This is a genomic window from Streptococcus sp. W151 (assembly GCF_053010205.1).
In genome coordinates, this window is record NZ_JBRKNT010000001.1 from 590,548 (window position 1) to 611,119 (window position 20,572).

At 38.6% G+C, this 20,572-nt stretch carries 26 protein-coding genes and 1 pseudogene; 5 read left to right on the forward strand and 22 right to left on the reverse strand.

Going from position 1 to position 20,572, the window contains the following annotated elements; all coding sequences use genetic code 11:
• Positions 1–51 precede the first annotated feature (51 nt).
• The 15 genes from ACVC7Q_RS02795 to ACVC7Q_RS02865 form a co-directional block, all read right to left on the reverse strand.
• Positions 52–711, reverse strand: a complete 660-nt coding sequence (locus tag ACVC7Q_RS02795) for an ankyrin repeat domain-containing protein (protein WP_447264751.1) — start codon at positions 709–711, stop codon at positions 52–54.
• Positions 712–869: 158 nt separating this feature from the next.
• Positions 870–1,625, reverse strand: a complete 756-nt coding sequence (locus ACVC7Q_RS02800; protein WP_447264752.1) for a CPBP family intramembrane glutamic endopeptidase — start codon at positions 1,623–1,625, stop codon at positions 870–872.
• Positions 1,622–2,377: a CPBP family intramembrane glutamic endopeptidase gene (locus ACVC7Q_RS02805; RefSeq protein ID WP_447264753.1), complete on the reverse strand. Its 756-nt coding sequence runs from the start codon at positions 2,375–2,377 to the stop codon at positions 1,622–1,624. The genes ACVC7Q_RS02800 and ACVC7Q_RS02805 overlap by 4 nt, the downstream gene beginning before the upstream one ends.
• Positions 2,378–2,438: 61 nt before the next feature.
• On the reverse strand, positions 2,439–3,290 hold the full coding sequence (locus tag ACVC7Q_RS02810; protein WP_447264754.1) for a CbrC family protein: 852 nt from the start codon (positions 3,288–3,290) through the stop codon (positions 2,439–2,441).
• A gap of 67 nt (positions 3,291–3,357) precedes the next feature.
• The gene (locus ACVC7Q_RS02815) at positions 3,358–3,771 is read right to left on the reverse strand and encodes a hypothetical protein (protein ID WP_447264755.1); all 414 of its coding nucleotides are present in this window, start codon (positions 3,769–3,771) and stop codon (positions 3,358–3,360) included.
• Between the two features lie 3 nt (positions 3,772–3,774).
• Positions 3,775–4,662 carry a DUF4300 family protein gene (locus ACVC7Q_RS02820; protein ID WP_447264756.1) on the reverse strand — a complete coding sequence of 296 codons (888 nt, stop codon included), beginning with the start codon at positions 4,660–4,662 and terminating at the stop codon, positions 3,775–3,777.
• 167 nt (positions 4,663–4,829) lie between these two features.
• A complete protein-coding gene (locus ACVC7Q_RS02825; protein ID WP_447264757.1) occupies positions 4,830–5,585 on the reverse strand; it encodes an alpha/beta hydrolase in 756 nt (251 codons plus the stop codon).
• Between the two features lie 348 nt (positions 5,586–5,933).
• Positions 5,934–6,245 carry a hypothetical protein gene (locus tag ACVC7Q_RS02830; RefSeq protein ID WP_447264758.1) on the reverse strand — a complete coding sequence of 104 codons (312 nt, stop codon included), beginning with the start codon at positions 6,243–6,245 and terminating at the stop codon, positions 5,934–5,936.
• 154 nt (positions 6,246–6,399) lie between these two features.
• Complete coding sequence (locus ACVC7Q_RS02835; RefSeq protein ID WP_447264759.1) at positions 6,400–7,257, reverse strand: MerR family transcriptional regulator; 858 nt, start codon at positions 7,255–7,257, stop codon at positions 6,400–6,402.
• Between the two features lie 218 nt (positions 7,258–7,475).
• Positions 7,476–7,919: an NUDIX domain-containing protein gene (locus ACVC7Q_RS02840; RefSeq protein WP_447264760.1), complete on the reverse strand. Its 444-nt coding sequence runs from the start codon at positions 7,917–7,919 to the stop codon at positions 7,476–7,478.
• A gap of 60 nt (positions 7,920–7,979) precedes the next feature.
• Complete coding sequence (locus tag ACVC7Q_RS02845; RefSeq protein ID WP_447264761.1) at positions 7,980–8,498, reverse strand: RDD family protein; 519 nt, start codon at positions 8,496–8,498, stop codon at positions 7,980–7,982.
• A 107-nt stretch (positions 8,499–8,605) separates the two neighbouring features.
• Positions 8,606–10,354, reverse strand: a complete 1,749-nt coding sequence (locus ACVC7Q_RS02850) for a glycoside hydrolase family 13 protein (RefSeq protein WP_447264762.1) — start codon at positions 10,352–10,354, stop codon at positions 8,606–8,608.
• Between the two features lie 253 nt (positions 10,355–10,607).
• On the reverse strand, positions 10,608–11,219 hold the full coding sequence (locus tag ACVC7Q_RS02855) for a Fic/DOC family protein (RefSeq protein WP_447264763.1): 612 nt from the start codon (positions 11,217–11,219) through the stop codon (positions 10,608–10,610).
• Positions 11,219–11,395, reverse strand: a complete 177-nt coding sequence (locus ACVC7Q_RS02860) for a hypothetical protein (RefSeq protein WP_003017298.1) — start codon at positions 11,393–11,395, stop codon at positions 11,219–11,221. The genes ACVC7Q_RS02855 and ACVC7Q_RS02860 overlap by 1 nt, the downstream gene beginning before the upstream one ends.
• A gap of 119 nt (positions 11,396–11,514) precedes the next feature.
• Positions 11,515–12,534, reverse strand: coding sequence for a DNA/RNA non-specific endonuclease (locus ACVC7Q_RS02865; protein ID WP_447264764.1), 1,020 nt, complete (start codon positions 12,532–12,534; stop codon positions 11,515–11,517).
• A 126-nt stretch (positions 12,535–12,660) separates the two neighbouring features.
• Between ACVC7Q_RS02865 and ACVC7Q_RS02870 the strand changes: the two genes are divergently transcribed.
• From ACVC7Q_RS02870 to ACVC7Q_RS02885, 4 genes and pseudogenes are all read left to right on the forward strand, one after another.
• Positions 12,661–13,464 (forward strand): MerR family transcriptional regulator, encoded by an 804-nt coding sequence (locus ACVC7Q_RS02870; protein ID WP_447264765.1) that lies wholly within the window; start codon positions 12,661–12,663, stop codon positions 13,462–13,464.
• On the forward strand, positions 13,461–14,276 hold the full coding sequence (locus tag ACVC7Q_RS02875) for an ABC transporter ATP-binding protein (RefSeq protein WP_447264766.1): 816 nt from the start codon (positions 13,461–13,463) through the stop codon (positions 14,274–14,276). Before ACVC7Q_RS02870 ends, ACVC7Q_RS02875 begins: the two co-directional genes overlap by 4 nt.
• Positions 14,273–14,986 carry an ABC transporter permease gene (locus tag ACVC7Q_RS02880; RefSeq protein ID WP_447264767.1) on the forward strand — a complete coding sequence of 238 codons (714 nt, stop codon included), beginning with the start codon at positions 14,273–14,275 and terminating at the stop codon, positions 14,984–14,986. The genes ACVC7Q_RS02875 and ACVC7Q_RS02880 overlap by 4 nt, the downstream gene beginning before the upstream one ends.
• A 123-nt stretch (positions 14,987–15,109) precedes the next feature.
• Positions 15,110–15,246, forward strand: a pseudogene (locus tag ACVC7Q_RS02885) (CPBP family intramembrane glutamic endopeptidase); the annotation flags it as partial.
• Positions 15,247–15,523: 277 nt separating this feature from the next.
• Here ACVC7Q_RS02885 and ACVC7Q_RS02890 read toward each other — a convergent pair.
• The 7 genes from ACVC7Q_RS02890 to ACVC7Q_RS02920 form a co-directional block, all read right to left on the reverse strand.
• Complete coding sequence (locus ACVC7Q_RS02890) at positions 15,524–15,967, reverse strand: GNAT family N-acetyltransferase (protein WP_447264768.1); 444 nt, start codon at positions 15,965–15,967, stop codon at positions 15,524–15,526.
• Between the two features lie 15 nt (positions 15,968–15,982).
• Positions 15,983–16,420: a hypothetical protein gene (locus ACVC7Q_RS02895; protein WP_118397918.1), complete on the reverse strand. Its 438-nt coding sequence runs from the start codon at positions 16,418–16,420 to the stop codon at positions 15,983–15,985.
• A 12-nt stretch (positions 16,421–16,432) separates the two neighbouring features.
• Entirely contained in the window at positions 16,433–16,843 is a 411-nt protein-coding gene (locus tag ACVC7Q_RS02900) for a DUF7668 domain-containing protein (protein WP_070674183.1), read from the reverse strand.
• Positions 16,844–16,946: 103 nt separating this feature from the next.
• Entirely contained in the window at positions 16,947–17,501 is a 555-nt protein-coding gene (locus ACVC7Q_RS02905; protein WP_447264769.1) for a hypothetical protein, read from the reverse strand.
• 17 nt (positions 17,502–17,518) lie between these two features.
• Positions 17,519–17,980: a hypothetical protein gene (locus ACVC7Q_RS02910; protein WP_447264770.1), complete on the reverse strand. Its 462-nt coding sequence runs from the start codon at positions 17,978–17,980 to the stop codon at positions 17,519–17,521.
• Between the two features lie 38 nt (positions 17,981–18,018).
• On the reverse strand, positions 18,019–18,870 hold the full coding sequence (locus tag ACVC7Q_RS02915) for a CbrC family protein (RefSeq protein ID WP_447264771.1): 852 nt from the start codon (positions 18,868–18,870) through the stop codon (positions 18,019–18,021).
• Positions 18,871–18,901: 31 nt separating this feature from the next.
• Positions 18,902–19,408: a YfbM family protein gene (locus ACVC7Q_RS02920; RefSeq protein ID WP_447264772.1), complete on the reverse strand. Its 507-nt coding sequence runs from the start codon at positions 19,406–19,408 to the stop codon at positions 18,902–18,904.
• 117 nt (positions 19,409–19,525) lie between these two features.
• On the opposite strand from ACVC7Q_RS02920, the gene ACVC7Q_RS02925 reads away from it, so the two are divergent.
• Positions 19,526–20,545 carry a hypothetical protein gene (locus tag ACVC7Q_RS02925; protein WP_447264773.1) on the forward strand — a complete coding sequence of 340 codons (1,020 nt, stop codon included), beginning with the start codon at positions 19,526–19,528 and terminating at the stop codon, positions 20,543–20,545.
• Positions 20,546–20,572 lie beyond the last annotated feature (27 nt).

Below are 20,572 nucleotides of genomic sequence, written 5' to 3' on the forward strand. Positions count from 1 at the left end.
AAAGAGCCCTAAGGCTCTTCCGAGTATTTCAAATGCTTATCAAGATCTGCTCTAATCTAACCGATTTAAGAACTCCATGGTCGGACTGTCCTGGTAAAGTTCTTTGAGAGGAATCTTATGATAGGCAGAAATCTCTTCCGATGTCACACCGTAACGAATCAGGAGATCATAAATACGATTTAAGTCATGACGTAATTCATCCGTAATGAGGACATTATCGCTCGTTTCTTTTGTTTTCCAATAATAAGAGGGCAGAACTTCCTTGGTTTCTATTAAAATAGTTTGCAATAAAGTTCCGCCATGACTATCCTTCTGAGAGATATCTGCTCCAAGTTCTAACATTTTTTTAAAAACCTTGAAGGATTGGTCAGCCTTTTCCTTAGACGAATACATCTCATATTGACCATTCCAACGTTTGATCATGCGCCTGCAGTCAAATACAGCTCTTCCACCGGCAGTTTGGATGACCGGTTGACAAAATGGATTCAGCTCTGTAGGTTCTTCAATAAAGTTAATATCTGCCCCTCTATCAATGAGTAAGTCCGCAATATCTAAATGTCCCGATTTAATAGCGACTTGAAGAAGGGATTGGCCTTGATCTCTTTTAGGTTTGTCACCCGAAACAGCATTGACTTCTTCAGGCTTTTTATCCAATATCTGACGGATTCCCTCTATATCTCCTCTTCGCAATAACTGAAAGGTTTTTTGCATGGTCTTTCCCCTCTTACCTAGTAAATAAATATCAGACTGTGTTAAAACTGTGGTCCTACCTCTAGTTTATTCGTTAAACTGATTATACCATTTTATGGACTCTACATTGAAGTCCTAAAGGAAAAATAAGACAAACTCTCACAGAAAGAGGTTAAACTCTATTTTTCTGATTTTCGTATAGCCACTAGCCAAGAGGATAATAGGATTTCGAAAATAACCAGAAGGATAATCTGAGTAATAGAACTCTGAACCAGCATGAGAACAGCTAGACTATCGATCAGCATATGAGCGAGGATACAAGGAACAGCTCCATTCGAGTACTCCTTGAGAGCTCCAAATAGGAAAGTATTCCCTAAAATCATCAAGTAAAAGATGAGATAGTTGGACGAACCTGCTGTAATCCAAGGGAGTTGATAGATAGGAATATGCCAGAGGAACCAGACAATGGAAAGAACCATCATTTTAGATATAAAGTGCTTGCTAAAGGAAAGATGATCTTGTAAAAACCAACGCCAACCGACTTCTTCCAGACCTCCATATAAAAATGTCCAGAGGAAATAGAGGAAGAAGGCCAAGAGGGAGTTTCCAGTAAAGCGAACATTCATGAGCAGGATGGAGATCCCATAATAGATAACTGGAATGAAGAAAGCTAGGATCCAGGCCAGGGAACTTTCTTTTTGAAGAAAGACCTTTTTGAAAAATTCTCCCAGGGATTTAGTTTCACCTAAGCCGATGGAAAAGCAAAGAGCCGTTATCATGGGAATCAAGTTCATTAGGATAAACAGGAGTGAGGCCCCCATACTACTCCTATCTGGGAAAAACCAAAGGATAACTTGCCCTACTAGAAAAGTAGCAAGGAGGGCTGTCAGTGCATACCAGATAGAGACTGATTGTTTTGAAATAAATTTGCTCATTTTTCCTCCTTTAGAGTTATATACTTCTTTCTTGCAATCATGATTGCTAAACTAATAATAAGAATTTTACTGACTAGAGATAGCCATCCATCTTCATTCACTAGAATCTGAGACAAGGAATTAATACAGGCATGAGTCATGACACAGATCCATAAATTTTGCGTTTTATGATACAAGGCCGATAAGATAAAACAGTTGATGAATAGCCCTACAAGAAAAGGGAGTAACTGAATGACACCTAAAGAACCATCAATGTAAAAGTAAAAAAGATGCCAGCTAGACCAGGCTAAAAAGGTAATCAAAGTAGCTGAAAGATAAGATCTTTTTTCCTCCAAAGTTGGTTGAAAGAAATAACGCCAGCCAATTTCTTCAATCCCACCAAAAAGAAGGGCCTTGAAAAAGAGCACCACTGGCAAGACCAACGATTGAGTGGTGATCTTACCACCAAAGCTAAAAGGGAAAAACTCGAGCAACAAGAAAACAAGCACCAAACAATAATTTGCTAAACTGTCTTTGACTTGAAAAAAATCTTTGAGAAGTTGTTTAAAACTAGATTGATGGTAACTAATGCTTGCAAGACTGCCCCACAAAGCTGATGACAACCCACCTACAATCATAGTGATGATCCCCATTGGTGATGTAAAATCAACCTTCACTCCTCCCGTTCTTAAAAACCAAACCAGAAGGCTGACTCCTAATACTTGACCAAAGGTCCCTGACAAATACATAGATAGGGCTTGCTTTCTACTCATTCGTAATTCCTTTTCTATTCTTTCATCTAGTTCATGACTCTATTAGATTTGGAGCTTCCCTCTAATCCGCATCGACCCACAGATGGTATTGTCCACAATGGAGACATCGAAAGAGATAGCCACACATAGAACCATCCTTGACTAAGTATTCAGCCACATCCTGAAATTCATCACGTGCCTCATATTCTTCCAAAACTTGCTCAGCAATGCCCATTTCTTCCAGTTCACGAGTGCCAACTGTCCCCAGATAGGCACAGTAGTCTTGGCAACAAGAGAGCCAATATTCGCCCTGCCAGCTACTATAGCCAGGAGTTTGACAGAAGAGGATCTGGTCTTTTTCCTTATCCATGACCCCTTGCCAATCAGCATCTTGGATAAACTCTGCTTCAAACTTTTGGGCAGCACGACCAGTAGAAATACAAGTTGGACAGAGATGTCTTAGCTCTTCTACACAATAAGGTCTCAGAGCATAATAGATGGTGTGGTCTTCCCCACACGAAGGGCAGATCTTAGGCTCCCCTTCCTTAAAGGAACCCGTCGCTAGTGGATCTGGATAATAGCGGAAGGTTGGCAATTCACTGACTTTCTCCTTATGTGCCTCTTTTTCTTTTTCGGTCAAGGGACGAGGGAGCGCAAAGCGATCTCCATGACTTAGACTCATCTTTTCTAAGGTGAAAAGTTTCTTAACTTGCTTGCGATCAGACTTGTCTACTAGCTCTGAGAAGAGAGCAAAGGCACTGGCATATAATCCCAACTCTTGGTAAACATCCACCAAGACTCGCTTAGCTTCTGGAGTTTCCAGTAAGGTCAGCCGATCCGCAAATTCATAGAAAGCCAGCACGCTGGATGAATCCTTATCCTGCGCTTGGAACTGCTTTTTTAAGTGGATATATTCTTTCATAGAATCGTTCATAGAATTGCTCACTTTCGTTTTTACAGAGAATCAAATCCTAGTTTTGTTTCCTTCAGGTGATTGTATTCTAGCGTTGAAAATGTACTTTAAACCCATACCTGCCTGCATTTCGCTTGAGTTTTTCAACCAACAGTTCATTCTGTTTACTTTTACCAAAAAAGAAGGGAATGGTCTTTCCATTTCTGAGTTCGATATAGAAAGCATAGCGACTCCCACCACCAGCGCGACCACGAAAAATTGCGTACGTGATTTGCTTGATTTCTTTCAGTGGTATCCTGCGACGGCTGAAACACAGAGACACATGAATATAGAAGAAGCCATAGCTAATATGAAATGGAGCAAAGAAGGGACCGCCGCTACGTCTCACGATTGCCCCTCTTCTCAGGAAAAGGAGAAGACTGAAAAAGAGCAAGAAAACTAGCGCATAAAGAATCGGAGCATACTCTATTATCTTTCTAAATGCTATCACAATGTCCTTCATTCTCTACTTCATCTCAATCCATTTTTCATTGTCCATGATAAAGGGCTTAGCTAGACCTTCACCGGTGTAATCTTGGTATTTGGTCTCCAAGTATTTGTAGACATCTTCCTTGGTCGCAAATTTGATGGCTTGGTAAGGCTCTTCAAAGGTTAGCTTTTCAACAAAGAGATAGCCGTCCTTTGCAGGAACCAAGACACCGACGTGCCCGACAAAAAGCGTGTTGCCATCTAGGTTATCATGAACGATGACAGAAAGCATGCGGGCATTTTCATTGAACTTGAAGTGAGAAAAATACTCTTCCATCTTCTTGGCATGGACTTTGACATCCGTTGTCGCCTCTGTCGGAACCCGTGAATACAGAATGTTAAAAGCTTCCTTGTCTGCCTCATCGAAGATCTTCCCTTTGTCAATGGCATCATTGTCCACGAACAAGAGTTCACTATCCGCTTTCATCTTAGGAATCCCGATGCGATTCTTCAGCAAGGTATAACTATTGATCCGGCAGTTGGTCCCGACGAAATCGCCCTTCTGCTTGGTCCACAAGTCACTGATCTTCTCGACATTGTAGTCTGTTTTCTTGAACTTGCTGAAGTCACCCGTCAAGCCAACAGAGCCAACAATGCTATCATAGTCCGTTACTAGACCAAGAAACTTGTCTACACTTTCCTGATCCAAATAAGCAGACAAGAGAGCCCGCACTTCTTCGACACTTTCCTTGCTATTGAGGTTGCTGTATGTTCCCTTGTAGTGCTCCTTGTCTGAACTGGACTGCTGAACAGTGGAGCTTCCCTGCTTTTCCTTGGATTGCTTTTGGTTGGTCCCACAAGCCGCTAAAGCAAAGATCGCCAAGGCACAGCTAGTAATGAGCATTGTTTTTTTTAATTGTTTCATTATTGGTTCCTTTTTAAATCATTTTGATCATTCGTGTTTGGATGATATTCTTAAATAGAAAGTTAGTAACCTTTGCACAGTAAGGCTCTCTGTCAGATACTTTTTAGATTTCTTAGCATCTTGCCTATAGTAGGAATTCTACTTTCACAGTTAGCCACTAGCTTTCCTTAAATTCTGTTTGTTATCATCTCATTTTTTAACATATCACCATAGGCGAGTGGGTCTGATGTTAGTTTGGTGCAATGTTGGTATCCATTCCAAATCTTCATTTTTGCAAAAGGATATTTCTCTGGTAAAATCCTTCTAGCGCCAATCAGATCAAATTCTTTCGATCCATATGAGAAAGTGCAGTTCAACTGTTCCTCTTTTGATAGACTCGGTAATTCAACAAATGCACAATCATGACAAATATGTCTGATACTATCCTCATCCATAGCTATCAAGTTATCAGCCATTACTTCTGCCGTTTCACCATAAAGTGCAACTATTTTTTTGACCGCTAAACTTCTATTCTTGATGGCCCTCCGATGCTTATAGATAAAGAATTTCCTTGTAAATACTTCATGGAGCCTCGAAGCTTGCCAGACACTACAACCTTCAAACACGGCTTTATGGATTTTAATGTCCTTGTAATTCAACAATTGAAGTAAAACCACAGCACCTAAAGAAGCACCAAAAGCTAGATCCAACTCATCAATTTGATGAGTTTTTAAATACTCATAAATGTACTCACTTTCCCTTTTTGCAGATAGATATGGAATAGTAGCTGCTTCACCGTGTGCGGATAAATCTGGAATCAAATACCTGTATTCATTTCCCATCTGGTCTGATAACAACTGTTTCATTCCTTGGGCAGAGGATAGCATTGGATGGACTAACAATACGACCTTATTCTTTTCAGAATTCACATCAAGCATTTTCATATCAGGACCCTATTATACCTTCCTAAATCATTCTATTCTCTATAAGAAAACTGCAATGGAGGTAACTATCTGACTCGCATGATCCAGTTATATCCAAGTATATTTTCACTTATTGGTGGAGAGTAACTCTTGCACACATATGATAGTTTAATTTTTATGTCGGTTCATAGCTTGAGGACCTTAAATAATCTACAGCATATGAAACAGAGCTTACTAGACATTGCGGATGGATACCTAGTCTCCTTCTCTTATATTATAGTTTAAATTCAAGTCAAGTCCAACTATTTTTAACAAAATAACAATAAAAAGAGCTGGCAGACTGTCCAGCTCTTCAATGAATAATGAATCTTATTTAATATTGTGTTTGTTCATCTTTTCTTCAAAGACTTCCGTCATAATGACACGCAATTCTTCTCGTTCTTTTTCAGGAAGTTCTCCTTGGCGCTTGGCCACAGCATAGAGTCCAGGATAGCGCATGGCTACACGCTCGATGGTCTTTGTTGTCGCATGCCCTCTGACAAAGAATGGAATACGCTGGATCCATTCTTGCGGCACAAGAGCAAGCAACTTCTTCGCTGCTTCTTTATCAGAAATCTCAGCTGTACTCAATCCTTGCTTGATTTGTTCTTGTTCTTTTTCTGTAAAATCTTTTAATTCCATAGTAAATTCCTCATTTGTTTATCTAAGGACACATTATACACCTATGTAGGATAAAGTACAACTATAGGAACCGAAAAATAGAGCAAGGGCAAGTTATCCCTCGCTCTATATTTTAAATAGTTAAATCTTATGAAGTATATTGATTTCCGACTTTCTATGGAGTATCTCCCTTTTGCTTTAAGTAATAGTCACTTGCCTCAGTTAGTTTTTTATAATAATGATCGTAACTCTTACTAAATTGTCTAATCAGAGGGATAGCTACTTCATAGTAGTGATGGTCCATCAAAAATGTTTTCAGTTGATCTTGAATATTTTTCATTGGACTTGTTTTGTAATCATCACTGTTCAAATAGCGATCATAAATAGAAATTGTGTCCTTATTTTCATTATGCCACTTTTCATAACTTTCTACCGCAGCTATCTTAGCTTCATTAACCTCTTTTAAGGTCTTCATATTAAAACTAGAACTCAGTCCAGCAACATAATCCTGTTCTTCTCTGCTTAGCTCAAAGGTTGGAAGGCTATCTAAATATTGAATATACTTCTTAAATGCTTCTTCTCCATCTTTTGACAAGGGCTCTTGTAAAAAAGGTTGATAGGCAGTAAATAAGCATTGACCTAAGTATCCTGGAAATGCTCTTTCTAGTCTCTTATAAATGGAGTCCTCAGCTTCGATGACCGCAAGTTTCTCATTGATTAGATCCGTGTCTGCACCTTTGATATAGAGATCGAACACTACTTTCCGTTTCTCGTCACTTTCTAGTTCTTGCTCTTTTCTTCTGAGAATACTAGATGCAGTAGCCCCATCTGTCTTCAGACAGTCCTTTATTTCTGTTACGGTTAGCCCTAATTTTTTAAACAAAGCAATCTTATTCAGAATCTCTACATCCTTTTCCGAATATTCCCTATACCCATTTTCTAGTCTTCGAGGATGAATAAAACCTTTTTCTTCATAGTATTCTAGTGCTTTTCGAGTTAAACCTGTTATTTTTTGAATATCATTTCTTAACATGATCTTGCACCCCCTTTATCTATATGATACTCCTGCCCCCAAGGGGCATGTCAACCTTTACCTTATAAACAGAAGACGATCATTTTTCTAATCACTTTCATCTCCTATTATAACAAGGTTCCACGAATAAATCAGTCATAACAAAGAAAAACAGCCAACCATCTGGTTAACTGCTAAAAAAAATATCAGGTTATTTTTTTCAGAATCAGCGTTCAATTTTACTTTAAATCGTACTTCCAGTCTTCTCCATCTTGGTAGTAGAAAAATTCAGACAGGTCTTCTTCAAGGAATATACGAAGCATGTCTTCCATATCTAATGAAAGATCTCTGTTTGGCAATTCTTTCAGGTCCTCCCACCAGACTTCCCCCACTTCAGAGGATATTAAGTCTCCTTCAAACTTTTCTGTCTTATAAAAGAGAACTACATAACGAATGCCGTCTTCTACCCAATCTTTCATTCCACAAATCTGGGGAGAAGCAATCCTTAAGCCAGTTTCTTCCTTCACTTCACGGATGACTGCTTCCGTAAATGATTCTCCCGCTTCGACATGACCACCAGGAAAGGTTATGCCTGGCCAGTCCTCTTTTTTACGATCAATAACAAGAACTCTATCGCCGTCACTTACCATACAAAGATTTGTAAACTCAACGATCTCATTCATACAGATACTTCCTAACTATGTTTGTCTTTTTCTTTAAGGATAGGATAAACAATCTCTACCCTATTCTTCTTTTAGTTGCACTTGCGTATGGGCTAGCAGGTCTCCAAGATGCCTCTTATCTTTTCTAAATATCGTCATTGTCAGTAGCAAAACTGCGAGGAGAGTCGCCGAAATAGAGAGGGTAATGGATAATCCATCAAAATTACTATAGAAGCCATGAATTGTGCCCATATGACCGAGTTGCCAAGGTAAAAATTTGATGACGTTTCTAATCAAGCTAGCTTGCACTGTTTTTTTCTGGTAGACCAGTTCAAGTCCTGCTTTTACCTTCCCAAAACTCCCATTTTTTGCATAATCCAAGTATGTGAACAGGAGGGTGATTGGCAAAATAGAGGTTAAAAATACAAGCCACTGCGACTGAATTTCTGTAAACTCTGGGACACCATTAAAAAAAATGATGTAAATAAGCATAGAAACTATAAACAGAAAAACTAAATAAGTTAGAATGAAAAGATAATCGAATAGAAATTCCATCACTCTTTTTTTAAGCGAAATAGGATTGATTGCTAACATCTTCATCACCGTCCCCTCCTTCTCATTTGCTACTATTATACTATACTGATAACCATAAACCAACCATTTATAAAAAGAAGACTGAAATATTTCAATTTCAGTCTTCTTTCTTGCTAATTTTCTCTATAGATGACAAAGCCATTTGGCTGAATGATCAAGCGATCATCGGAAATGCTTCCAAGACTCATCAGATTTGCCTGTCCTCTTTCTAAGACAACGTCTTTCTTCGACTGGTTAAAGTAGGCTTTGAGCATGTCACCTTCATGCTGCCATTCTACTGCCACCACATCCGGCTCAACCTCTGCTAGACTCACTTTACCATGTTGGATCAACTCAGCTACTTCTTTTCGGAGCTGGATTAAGTCCTTCATAAAGTTCAGCATGTCATTATCTGTAGATACGCGCTCCCAAGGCATGACACGGCGGCAATCTGGGTCGGGGCCACCGATGAGAGCTAGCTCCGTTCCATAATAGATACATGGCGTCCCGCGTTGCAGATAGAGGAAGGCAAGAGCAGACTTGACGGATTGGAGATCCCCTTTAGCCGTCGTCAGGATACGCTCTGTATCATGCGAGTCCAAGAGATTAAACATGACCTCAGAGATCTGCTGCCTGTAGTACATAGACTGGCTATTGATCTCCCAAATAAAGCGCTGGGTTTCCTTATGCCCCCGCAGGAAATAATCCTTGATACTTTCAGAGAGGGGATAGTTCATCACCGCATGGAACTCATCGCCCTTGAGCCAAGGTTGGGACGAATGCCAGATTTCCCCGAGGATATAGAGGTCTGGTTTCTTGGCTAAGACCGCCTTACGGAAATCCCGCCAGAATTGATGGTCGATCTCATTAGCCACATCCAGTCGCCAAGCATCGATATCAAACTCTTCAATCCAGTAAGTCGCCACCTTCAAGAGATAGGCCTTCACCTCAGGATTAGCCGTATTGAGCTTAGGCATAAAGCCCGCAAAGGCAAAAGCATGGTAAGACAAGTCGCGACTATTCCACAGATTTTCTGAGGAGACAGGGAACTCTTTAATATGGAACCAGTCCTTGTAAATCGAATCCTCCCCGTATTTGACCACATCCTGCCATTGGGGTGAATCATAGCCAATATGGTTAAAGACGGCATCCAGCATAATCTTCATCCCACGCGCATGGGCCTCTTTCACTAGCTGGCGGAAGGTCTCCTTATCTCCAAAATGTCGATCAATTTCAAAATAATCAATGGTATCGTACTTGTGATTGCTCGGAGATTCAAAAATCGGACAAAGGTAGAGCCCTGTAATCCCTAACTCCTGTAAGTAATCTAGGTGATCAATAATGCCTTGTAAATCTCCACCAAAGAAATCCAATATTTGAGGAGCAATTGATGCATCCCAAGGGCGAACGCCTTCTGGAGAAAGGGCTGGATTCCCATTGGCAAAGCGTTCTGGGAAGATTTGGTACCAAACCGTCTGCGCCGCCCAATCTGGAACAGCACAACCATCAATCTCATGGATAAAAGGAAGCTTAAATCCGTTCATGACGAATTCAAGGTTCTCCTTGTTATAGGAAGCCACACCTCGATCTCCGTACAAGACCTTCTGTCCTTTTGTATCTTCTAATTCAAAGAGGTACTGGATCCGAGCATGGCCAACAGATACCGACACTTGCCAGTAATCAAATAGGTCGTCTGTCGTCACTTTATCCATTTCCTTGGATGCCTCATAAAGACCCTCTATAAAAATAAAAGGATCCCCGTAGTGCAAGACAATCCGTTTGATATCTTCTTTCTTGGTCCGGATGCGAATGTGGAGCTGGCCGTCCTTATAAAGATAGGCATACTCCGATTCAGGCCGGTGATAAATCGCTGTTAATTCCATCTGTCTCGTCTCCTACTATACTCTCTTTTCATCATTTACCGTTTTATGCAAACGATTCCATAAACTATTTCTAGTATACTACTTTATAAAAACGTTTGCAAGATTCTGAGAGATAATTTTAGATTACTCACTTTTTATAATTGTATTGCAAAACAAAAAGCCCAACAATTGGGCTTAAAGATTTTTGTTGAAGCAATGACTTTACCTTATAAGCATCACTTTATACTGTTTCCTACTAAAATATACTACAGATCTATATTTCTGTTAATAGTTTATTGAACAGTTGTTCGAGCTTACTAGTATCTCCATAAACTGTTCCATCCATATATAAGTGATAGATATCATCATCTAAACCAATTGAAATTTCACATTCATAACCTTTCATCAAAGCTAAAGAACGGATAACTTCTCGTTGAGTACGACCATTTCCTTCTCGAAATGGGTGAAAATAATTTAGATTATCCAATATCTCAGCTAAACTTTTACAAATCTCAATTTTATTATTTGCGTTAAGTAAATAGTTTGAAAGCAAAGTATTTAAAAATTTTTCTGCCATATAAAAAGACTGAACTGGCATAAAAGCATTTCCACTTTTAGAGATATTTACTTGACGGTATTGACCTGCCCAAGTATACATTCCTTCAAAAAGAAACTTATGAATCTTTAAAATATCTGAAACAGTATTTACTTCAATTGGATTAATAAACAGTTTTAAACTTTGGCTTGCTACTAAACGATATTCTAATTCTCGTGCTTTATTATCATTTTTCTCATTAAATTTATTTATGAGAACAGATGAATGGGGATAGGTATATAAATTATCAGGGTCTATATAATCATACCCATCATATATTTTTCTGACCATTATCCAACTCCTAGTGCAACTGCCTCTTCTCTCAGTCGCTCCACGTCTTCTACCGTGGGATGCCATCCTTCAATCATATTGGTGCTCAGAGCAAACCAGACGCTCTTAAAAACCTTTTTGTTGTCAAAAATCACACCCATAATCATCATTTTTTCTTTATCTACATCTAAGGTCATATTCTACCTCCGTCCTATTATTATAGCATATTTTCAATCATTTTAGTTCTCCAATTTAGAACTTACCCTACACAAAAAGCCCAGCGATTGGGCTTTCTCATTATCAAAATAACTGATCCTCATTCCTTACTTGTATGCCGCTTTCCAAGACTTAACGCTTGCTCTTCTGACATTTCAACTACTTTCGCAAAATTGGTATTTCGTGGCATGCTATCTTTAGAATACCAGTAAACATCCGCACTCCCATTTCTTGCCACATAAACAACTGGAGCTAGTTGAGGAGTTGGCTCTGCAGGCTCTACAGGTTGGACTGGCTGAGCTGGCTCTACTGCTTGACTCGGTTGAGGGGCTTGACTTGGTTGCGTCTCTACAGAAGGACTGGCTGGTTGTGGTTGACTACTTGGTTCTGTCGGCACTAAAGATGGCTTGGCAGTCCCCTTCAGATAGTCAATGGTCGCATTCTTAGAGTAGTTGTCCAAGGTAACGGTGGTAATCCCATAAGGATCTACTGACTCTTTGGGACTACTTAGATGGATAGGCAGAAGATTGCCATCTCGATCAATTCCTACATATTGCAAAGTCACCTGCCGAGGAATTAATTCATCCCCCGTATAGACCGGAGTCACCTTGTAGTCCAGCCAATAATTGGGGTGGGTGGATAGCCAGCTATCGAGTCGTTTCTCGTAGTAGAGCATGCCCTCCACATTGCTATCTGCTGTCCCTTTATAATTCCCCGTATTGGTCCAGGCAGTTAGAGGAACCAGATTTTTCCCATCATTGGTCAGACCGCTAAACTGATAGCCGATCAAATGCCCTCTATGGAACAACCAGGCCTTCTTTCCCTTATTTCCATAAGCAATCTTATAATTGTGCCAGCCAACTGGATTGTAGGTAAGCCGTGGCTCTCTTTTTTTATTTGGCTCATCCTTGTCCTGCAGCTGAATATGAGCGGAGGTCGCACGACCCAAATGATCAAAATCCCCCAGTACTAGCTGCTTATTGCCATTAAAAGGCAGTAGATGAAGACTCTGGTAATCGAGTCCAGTTTGCTGAGCTTGAACTCCTTGAACAAAGGTTAAGGACATGAAAATCGCGACTATTCCAACGAAGATATTTTTCAAAAACCGTTTAGTAACCATAATAAACTCCCGTATTACTATCTAGTATTATTATAGCAGAAAAAACGGTTACAAAAAAATATTTTTTCAATAACTCTTGTTCATGACCTTACGTAACGATGTATAATAGGTATCAGGAGGTGGGTAATGATGGCTAAATACAGAGCAATACCGGAAGGATTTATGACAGTTGGGGAACTTGCTAAGAAAATGGGGGTTACCGTCCGTACTTTACAATATTATGATAAAGAAGGGGTGCTTTCCCCATCGGCAGAAAGTGAGGGAGGTCGCAGGCTTTATACCGATAAAGACTTAGTGCTACTCCATCAGATATTGTCTTTAAAATCATTAGGTTTTTCTCTCAAGGATATAAAGGGGCATTTGATCTCTTTGAAAACACCTGATGATGTTGCCAATGTTCTTACAGAGCAAGCAGATACTATTCGTAAAAATATTGAACAACTTAAGGATTCTTTAGTCGCAATAGAGCAGTTAAAGGCAGAGGTTTTACAAATACAGACGGTCAATTTTAAAAAGTATGCAGACATCATCGTCAATCTACAGATGAAGAATGACTCCTACTCTCTCATTAAGCACTTTGATGATAATACACTCGACCAGATACGCAGTCGATTTGACAAGAAAAGCGGACTTGACTTTATGGACAGATTGAACCGCCTAAGTGATCAAATCGTAGAGCTTCAAAAAGAAGACGTACCAGCTGAAAGCGAACAAAGCCAACAGGTTGTGAAAGAATACTGGGGCTTGATTATGGAGTTTACGAATGGTGATATGAGCATGCTTCCAAAGTTGATGGAAGTTGGTACTATCGACACAGCCTCAAACGCTTGGGAAGAAAAGCAAAAAATCGTCAATGACTATATAGGACCCGCCCTACAAGTCTATTTTTCAAGGCTTGGAACAAATCCCTTTGAGGAGGTGGAACCATGAAAGACGCGATAAAGATTTCTGGATTAAAGAAAAGTTATGGTAGCAAATTGGTTCTTGGAGGCCTCGATTTTCAAATCAAACAAGGAGAAATATTTGCTCTGCTCGGAGTAAACGGAGCTGGTAAAACAACAACGCTTGAATGTATCGAAGGTCTGAGAAAATATGATGAAGGCAAGGTAGTTGTAAACGGGAAAACCGGAATTCAACTGCAGTCCTCCTCTCTACCCGCTCACATCAAACCGATGGAAGCCATAAAACTCTTTGCAAAATGGAATCATACACACATTGATGATGTTATGCTAAAGGCCCTTGGCATAAAAGAAATTGTAGAGTCGCAATACATAGAATTATCCACTGGGCAAAAAAGAAGATTACATCTTGCTCTTGCACTTATCAGTAATCCAGATATTATTTTTCTCGATGAACCGACAGCGGGACTTGATGTTGAAGGACGACTATCTCTCCATGAACAAATCAGAAAGCTCAAATCACAGGAAAAGACAATCGTCTTGGCAAGCCACGATATGGCCGAAGTTGAAACCCTATGTGACCGCATTGCCATTTTGAATAGTGGTAAGATCGTTTTTTGTGGTACTCCTTCAGAACTGACAGAAAAACTTGGAAGAAAATATTTCATCCATTTAAAAACACAGGAAGGGGAGGATACATATGAAACAGATACGATCGAGGATAGCTTGATTTCATTATTGGAAGAATGCAAACAGAAAAATATCCAGATATTGGATATCAAGGTTGATCGTGGCACACTGGAGCAGCATTTCATCGAAATGGCAAGGAGGGGTTTGAAATGACTGGGTTTTTATATAGCCTAACATTACAGTGGAAATTGGACATACGAAGTAAGTCTCTCTTGGTTACTTACTATATTGTACCGCTTATTTTCTTTCTTCTCATGGGTGGTATTTTTACTTCCGTTATGCCTGAAATGGGTAGCACACTTATACAGTCAATGATTGTCATGAGTGTTTCAATGGGAGCCTTTCTCGGTTTACCGCCTTCCTTGATTGAAACATACGGAAGCGACATAAAAAAGATTTATAAAGCAAATGGTGTGCCTATTCATTTAGGATTGGTGATAATGGTTTTCTCTGCCTTTGTTCATTTGATGATTACCTGCATGGTCATCCTACTACTTGCTCCAATTTTATTTAAAGCAAATCTACCAAGTCAATTTCCCTTATTCTTTCTCGCGCTTGCCATCTACATTTTTGTATCGTTGAGTATCGGAAGTATACTGGGCCTTACTGTTAATAATCAAGCAAAGCTGACCATGATAGCACAACTAATCTTTTTACCATCAATTATGCTCTCAGGAATCATGTTTCCCATTACCTTACTGCCTGATTTTCTCCAAACAATCGGGCGTCTTTTCCCCGCTTCTTGGGGATACAGATTGATGCTAGAAAATAGTTTTAGTCTTGAAAACCTCTGGTATCTGATCCTTGTATCTTGCATTGCAATAATATCATGTATCCTCCTGTTGAATAAACAAAAAATCTAACTAAGGGCCTGAAATGATTCCATGGCAGCATTTACTTTAAAGCAAAAGCGACGAGATTGTTTCATATATCGTCGCTTTTGCTGTTTTTAGTGGTGTTTATCTAGGTTACTCTATGTCATTTTTTTCATGCATTTTGGATTTAATATCGTTTATGTATTTTTGGATGCCGATATCGGTTTTTTTTCATTTTGACCTTGCTATACCTACTCATCACACCGATTGCAATGCATATACGTAATAGAACTGTGGATAGTTTATAATGGGGAAAAGCTTTCATTAACTGTACAAAATTTTGAGTTTGAATGTCCTCCTACAAACTGTCTATCTAACTTGTTGAAAACAAAAAACGAGATAGAATGTAAAATCACATAAAGAGAACACCAACAAAATATCATCTGTTGGTGTTCTCTTCATTTTTAGATTTCTGAACAAAACTCTTGTCCATGGATCAGTAGGTACCCTTTATCTCTTTTTCATGAACATTATTTTATAAACAGCAGATTACATTCTTAATATATATGGAAATATACAACTGTTCTATATCAACTTAAATTCATACCACTCTTCATCTACTTTCTGAAATCCCAAAGCCAAAAACATTCTTTGACTTTGAGTATTAAAAGGATATATTTGTGCAGAGACCTTTACCATTTTTTGTTCTTTCGCCAGCTGTATCATTTCAGAAATACATCGTCTTCCGATCTGTAAATTCTGATACTCTTTGCTGATCACTATAGAAAGTTCTGAGTTATCTTGAAGTGTCACATCTCCAACTAACACTCCCTCATATTGGATATAATAGCAAGATCCGTGTGAAGTTAGGTAATCATACATTTTATGAAGTTTTGTTAGATCGTAAATCTGATCAGTATTATCCACTTGTTTGCAAACCTCACTATCTTGATACCAAAGAAGGGAAATATCATCATTTCTATAATAAGGAATAAGAGTGATCTGTTCGTCTACTATTCTATTCATCATGACTTGTCCTTATTTCTATCTAGAGGTTTCTTTCGAAACTTCAATATTCCCCATCAACCAATTGGACATCTTTTTGCCCTTGTCTTTATAAGGGTTGGGAGGAAACAAGGTGAAAGGGGGGATGCTGGCATCTGGGAAGAATAGTTCTACGCTTATCGTTCGCTCGCGATTATGATTGACGTAGGCTGTAAAATAGATATGGTAATGTCCACTCACATCACCACCATTATCATACTCGCCCCTAGCAGTATTTGGCAATAAGGTCACAGATTCTATGTCCTGCTTTTCCTGGGCTAAGTGTGCGATGATCTCACTCTTAATAGCAGTCTCATGATTTCTGACGAAATTCCCATCATCACTGTATCCAGGATGCTCACTAAGAGAATAGAAAACAAGGACCATCAGAAAGGGTAGAGAAATTAAAAAAATAATCAGCTTATTGGATTTTAACATGTGGTCTCCTTACTAATCTGAATCAATATTAAGAAATCTCACCTTATAGCCATCTTTGGTATATAAAAATTCTAATTGAAGGGTCATATCCACTAATTCTGAATTAGAAGTCATCTCATAGTCAACGGCAAACCCAGAATGGTCATTATAATCATAAATCTCCAATTGAGAATACTCATAAGGTGGATGGAAATTACATGCCACTCCATATTCATCAATCGTGTCAAAATCATTTAATTCAAGTGTTTTTTCAACATATCCAAAGAATTCATTTAAATCGTCGATCTCAGATTCGTCAACATAATTCTTTATATCTTCATAATTTTTTAAGTGAATATCTTTTAAAATATTTGTGATAACCTCTATAACTTTTTCTCTTTTATAACTATCATCTCTCTTTTTAAATCTATCGAAAAATCCCATAGGGAAATCCTTTCTCACTGTACATATTAGTTTACTGAGATGTACTTATCCCATCGCTTTAAGGGCCTATCCAAATAAGAATAAGCCTGATTTTTTATCTAATCTAGGAATTATGAATTAATTGCTCCAATTCTACTTCTGAAAGATATCCATGATTGTATAGTTTACTTAACAAGGCTTCATCTACGGTAATTTCATAATAATCAGTCACAAACTCATGAAATCTCTCAAAGCTATCAAAAAGGTAAGAGAGCAACCATTCTCCGCCATCCTGATCTTGGTAAGTGTGTTGATGCGCGTGACCGTCATACCAGATAAAGAAGGTTGTTTCATCTTTTTGTTCTTCTGAATAAAGTGAGACATACTTTTCCTCCAGTCCTTTATAAAAACTATCGATGATATCTTGATTCCACTCGTCAGCAGCAAACTGGCTTAAACTGCTTTCATGATCAAAGCCTTTTATAAGGATCATTTTATCAGTCAAAATCACATCTAAAGAATCACCAGAGCCATTGTCAATAAGGTATCGGACTCCATAGTCTTCCTCAGTCTTAATCACAAGTCTGAGCCAATCCTCACTCGGATCTGTTAGATACTCATCAATGACCAGCAAGGTATCTAAGCGAGTTTTTATCTTGTCCCAATCAATCTTTCTCATCTCTAAAAACCTCCATCTTATTCTTGCATTTTATCAAGATCACAAGCCCTATAACGAGCTGTTAGATAGCCTGAAAAGCTAATCTGAGGGATATTCCACTCATTAGCCAAATAAATCGAACAATCTACCTGATCACCTAGAGGGGAACTTGCTGAAAAAACAAATCTTCCCAAATCCTCATTATTAGGATTTCTTTCAACTTGACCCAATCTGCTAGTATTGAACCAGTCTTTAAACAGTAACCAGATTTGCTCGGCATCTTCGTTTAATAGGGAGACTTTCAAGTTGTAGCTGATTCCGACCCTACATCTTTTTTTGAATCCTAACTCATCAGCTTTACAAACTTTTATCGATCCCTTATCATACTGCCAGTTATCACTATCTAATAGGGGAAATTGAATAGATAGATTGTCCTTAAATCCCTGCATAATATCAAATAAATCTTTGGAGGCTGCTTCGAAAAATTCTAGTTTTTCCATAGTCTTCTCTCTTATATTGATAGCTAATCAGATTTAGATCAATCTGCATCAACCCAGATCTGGTATTTTTGACAATGGAGACATCTAAACAAATAACCACAGATAGGCCCGTCTTTGACCAAGTAGTCTTCTACCTCTTGATATTCTTCACGCGCTTCATAGTCTGCCAAGACTTGCTCAGCGATTCCCATGGCCTTCAATTCTCGACTTCCAACTATACCCAAGTAAGCACAATAATCTTGGCAACAAGAAAGCCAATATTCTCCCTGCCAACTAGAGTAGCCTGGGGTCTGACAAAAAAGCAGCTGATTCTTTTCTGGATCCAATTCTCCCTGCCACTCGGCATCTTGGATAAATTCTGCATCAAATTTTTTAGCTGCTTGACCATTTGCAATGCACATTGGGCAAAGGTATTCTATATCCTCGATACAATAAGGGATCAAGTCATAATAAATATTGCTTTCTTTCCCACAAGATGGACAAAGCTTGGCTTCTCCTTCAACAAATGAACCTGTAGCTAAGGGATCTGGATGATAGAGAAAATGAGGCAAGTTTTTTAACAAGTCCTGTCTTTGCTTCTTATCTTCTTTTCTTAGAGGACGAGGAAGGGCAAAACGATCGCCATGACTCTGACTCATTTCTTGTAAACGGCTCAGTTTCTTTAATTGTTTTCGGTCTGGTTTATCTAAGATTTCGGTAAATAAGCTATAGGCACTAGTGTAGAGACCCAATTGGTCATAGAGGTCAACTAAGACTTTTTTAGCTTCTAAATCCTCAGACTTAGCTAATTCATCAGCCAAATCATAGAGTGCCGCAACACTGGAAGAATTTCCATCTTGTTCCATGTATTGCTTTTTTAAAGTAATATACTTTTCTAGAAATGGATTCATGGGACTACCTTTCTAATGGAATATAAAAATCTTAACAAATAGTCACTAAGACATTCCCCTTGTGGTTTAAGATTTCCTTGTAAAAGTCTTTCATTTTGACAAAGCAGGTTAAAATATCATCCTTGATTTCTTCCTCTTCCTCAAGATAATCCCAAATATCAGGATACAAGTCGGCTTTCTTGCATGTTTCCATACTAAAGTCTTTCAAAGCCTTGTCCATATCAAATTCTTCTAAAGCTTGACTGATAGCCGCAATTCTCGATTTTTCAGTATAGGCGATATATTCAGATACATCCTCTAGAGGAGTCACCCCTAAAACAGCTTCTCTCAAGGGATTGTCATCCAAAAATTCTGAACTACTAAATCCTGTCATGACAAAGAGAAGAGCATCCCACATTTTGTCAATATCTATTAAGATATCATGAGTATCAGCGGAATCTTCAGCAAAATCTAACAAATCATCTTCTTGGTTAGAAAGACCTTTTATTTGTTCTAATTCATTGTCTGGTAAATATTGATAATTGGCAATCATTCCCATGATTTTTCTCCTTTGAATCTTGTAGGATAATACTGATGTTTTTAGCTCTATTTTTTAGAAAATGCTATAATGGAGCTAAGAAATTGTTTTATTGAATGTTAAATAGAGGGAATAGTCATGTTCACTAGTATTGTTTTAGGGTTTTATGCTCTTTTCTTTCTATCCTTATCCTTTACTATCTATCTCTATATCAGACTCGTAGTTGCGGTCAGACAAGGGAAAGATGTCCCAAAATGGATCTATAAACTTGGCCAAGCTGTTCAAGGAAGAATTCACGTTGACTATGAAGAAATCACTGATGCTAATGCCCTTAAAGAGATTCATTGGTTCTTGCTAATCTATTTAATCGTAAATCTACTCGTATTGGCTGGCTTCTACTATCATGGCAAGAGCTTTCCTCAAGCAGTTTATGAATGTTTGAAAAAACAATTTTTCATCGTACTTATTAGTATGATTTTAAAAAGTATTGTCAAATTTGTTGTTCTAGCTATAAGCAAAAACTTTCATAACAGTCATGTCTATGCATCAACCAACGCTTTTATCGGGACATCTTTTTTAACGAGTTATGTTTTTATGTTTTGCATGATGATGAGTGGCCTTCCAGCTCAACCTGTTCCAGTAACCATTCAAGATACCACTATCATTATCGGGGAGACCAAGGCTTCCAAGCTTTTAGACCAAGGCTATACCTTTGGAGATAAAGGCGCAGAGAGCTCCATCACCAATCCCAAAAACGACCACTTCTACTACGGTCAACTTCTCGAAGTCAAGCGGGATAATCAGTCCTTTGGCTTTATGAGCCTTACCCCCACAGGTAAAGATACTGATCAGCTCAAAAACTGCGTCATCACCTATTACAGAACACCTAAGGATAACAAGCAACTAGAAGAAATTTCCATCAATCATGTCAAGCTAGCAAATCTCAAGCTCCAAGATTTTCAAACACGAAAATTAATCGATATCTTTGAAGTCAATCCAGCTGATTATAACGTCTCTGATAAGGATAACAACTTTATCCTAACCATCCAAACAGCAGATTACGACCTCTGGAAAAGATACCGTATTGAATCCAAGTTCAATTCAGATGGTTCGATTGATAGCTATGGAGTCAGAGCCCAACATAGCATGTGGGAATGATTCATCATTTCCCCCTTTATCACATAA

Bases quoted from the DNA above. Each gene is read 5' to 3' on its own strand.
- ACVC7Q_RS02795 (WP_447264751.1), bottom strand. From the start codon at position 711: ATGCAAAAAACCTTTCAGTTATTGCGAAGAGGAGATATAGAGGGAATC.
- ACVC7Q_RS02800 (WP_447264752.1), bottom strand. From the start codon at position 1,625: ATGAGCAAATTTATTTCAAAACAATCAGTCTCTATCTGGTATGCACTG.
- ACVC7Q_RS02805 (WP_447264753.1), bottom strand. From the start codon at position 2,377: ATGAGTAGAAAGCAAGCCCTATCTATGTATTTGTCAGGGACCTTTGGT.
- ACVC7Q_RS02810 (WP_447264754.1), bottom strand. From the start codon at position 3,290: ATGAACGATTCTATGAAAGAATATATCCACTTAAAAAAGCAGTTCCAA.
- ACVC7Q_RS02815 (WP_447264755.1), bottom strand. From the start codon at position 3,771: ATGAAGGACATTGTGATAGCATTTAGAAAGATAATAGAGTATGCTCCG.
- ACVC7Q_RS02820 (WP_447264756.1), bottom strand. From the start codon at position 4,662: ATGAAACAATTAAAAAAAACAATGCTCATTACTAGCTGTGCCTTGGCG.
- ACVC7Q_RS02825 (WP_447264757.1), bottom strand. From the start codon at position 5,585: ATGAAAATGCTTGATGTGAATTCTGAAAAGAATAAGGTCGTATTGTTA.
- ACVC7Q_RS02830 (WP_447264758.1), bottom strand. From the start codon at position 6,245: ATGGAATTAAAAGATTTTACAGAAAAAGAACAAGAACAAATCAAGCAA.
- ACVC7Q_RS02835 (WP_447264759.1), bottom strand. From the start codon at position 7,257: ATGTTAAGAAATGATATTCAAAAAATAACAGGTTTAACTCGAAAAGCA.
- ACVC7Q_RS02840 (WP_447264760.1), bottom strand. From the start codon at position 7,919: ATGAATGAGATCGTTGAGTTTACAAATCTTTGTATGGTAAGTGACGGC.
- ACVC7Q_RS02845 (WP_447264761.1), bottom strand. From the start codon at position 8,498: ATGAAGATGTTAGCAATCAATCCTATTTCGCTTAAAAAAAGAGTGATG.
- ACVC7Q_RS02850 (WP_447264762.1), bottom strand. From the start codon at position 10,354: ATGGAATTAACAGCGATTTATCACCGGCCTGAATCGGAGTATGCCTAT.
- ACVC7Q_RS02855 (WP_447264763.1), bottom strand. From the start codon at position 11,219: ATGGTCAGAAAAATATATGATGGGTATGATTATATAGACCCTGATAAT.
- ACVC7Q_RS02860 (WP_003017298.1), bottom strand. From the start codon at position 11,395: ATGACCTTAGATGTAGATAAAGAAAAAATGATGATTATGGGTGTGATT.
- ACVC7Q_RS02865 (WP_447264764.1), bottom strand. From the start codon at position 12,534: ATGGTTACTAAACGGTTTTTGAAAAATATCTTCGTTGGAATAGTCGCG.
- ACVC7Q_RS02870 (WP_447264765.1), top strand. From the start codon at position 12,661: ATGATGGCTAAATACAGAGCAATACCGGAAGGATTTATGACAGTTGGG.
- ACVC7Q_RS02875 (WP_447264766.1), top strand. From the start codon at position 13,461: ATGAAAGACGCGATAAAGATTTCTGGATTAAAGAAAAGTTATGGTAGC.
- ACVC7Q_RS02880 (WP_447264767.1), top strand. From the start codon at position 14,273: ATGACTGGGTTTTTATATAGCCTAACATTACAGTGGAAATTGGACATA.
- ACVC7Q_RS02890 (WP_447264768.1), bottom strand. From the start codon at position 15,967: ATGATGAATAGAATAGTAGACGAACAGATCACTCTTATTCCTTATTAT.
- ACVC7Q_RS02895 (WP_118397918.1), bottom strand. From the start codon at position 16,420: ATGTTAAAATCCAATAAGCTGATTATTTTTTTAATTTCTCTACCCTTT.
- ACVC7Q_RS02900 (WP_070674183.1), bottom strand. From the start codon at position 16,843: ATGGGATTTTTCGATAGATTTAAAAAGAGAGATGATAGTTATAAAAGA.
- ACVC7Q_RS02905 (WP_447264769.1), bottom strand. From the start codon at position 17,501: ATGAGAAAGATTGATTGGGACAAGATAAAAACTCGCTTAGATACCTTG.
- ACVC7Q_RS02910 (WP_447264770.1), bottom strand. From the start codon at position 17,980: ATGGAAAAACTAGAATTTTTCGAAGCAGCCTCCAAAGATTTATTTGAT.
- ACVC7Q_RS02915 (WP_447264771.1), bottom strand. From the start codon at position 18,870: ATGAATCCATTTCTAGAAAAGTATATTACTTTAAAAAAGCAATACATG.
- ACVC7Q_RS02920 (WP_447264772.1), bottom strand. From the start codon at position 19,408: ATGGGAATGATTGCCAATTATCAATATTTACCAGACAATGAATTAGAA.
- ACVC7Q_RS02925 (WP_447264773.1), top strand. From the start codon at position 19,526: ATGTTCACTAGTATTGTTTTAGGGTTTTATGCTCTTTTCTTTCTATCC.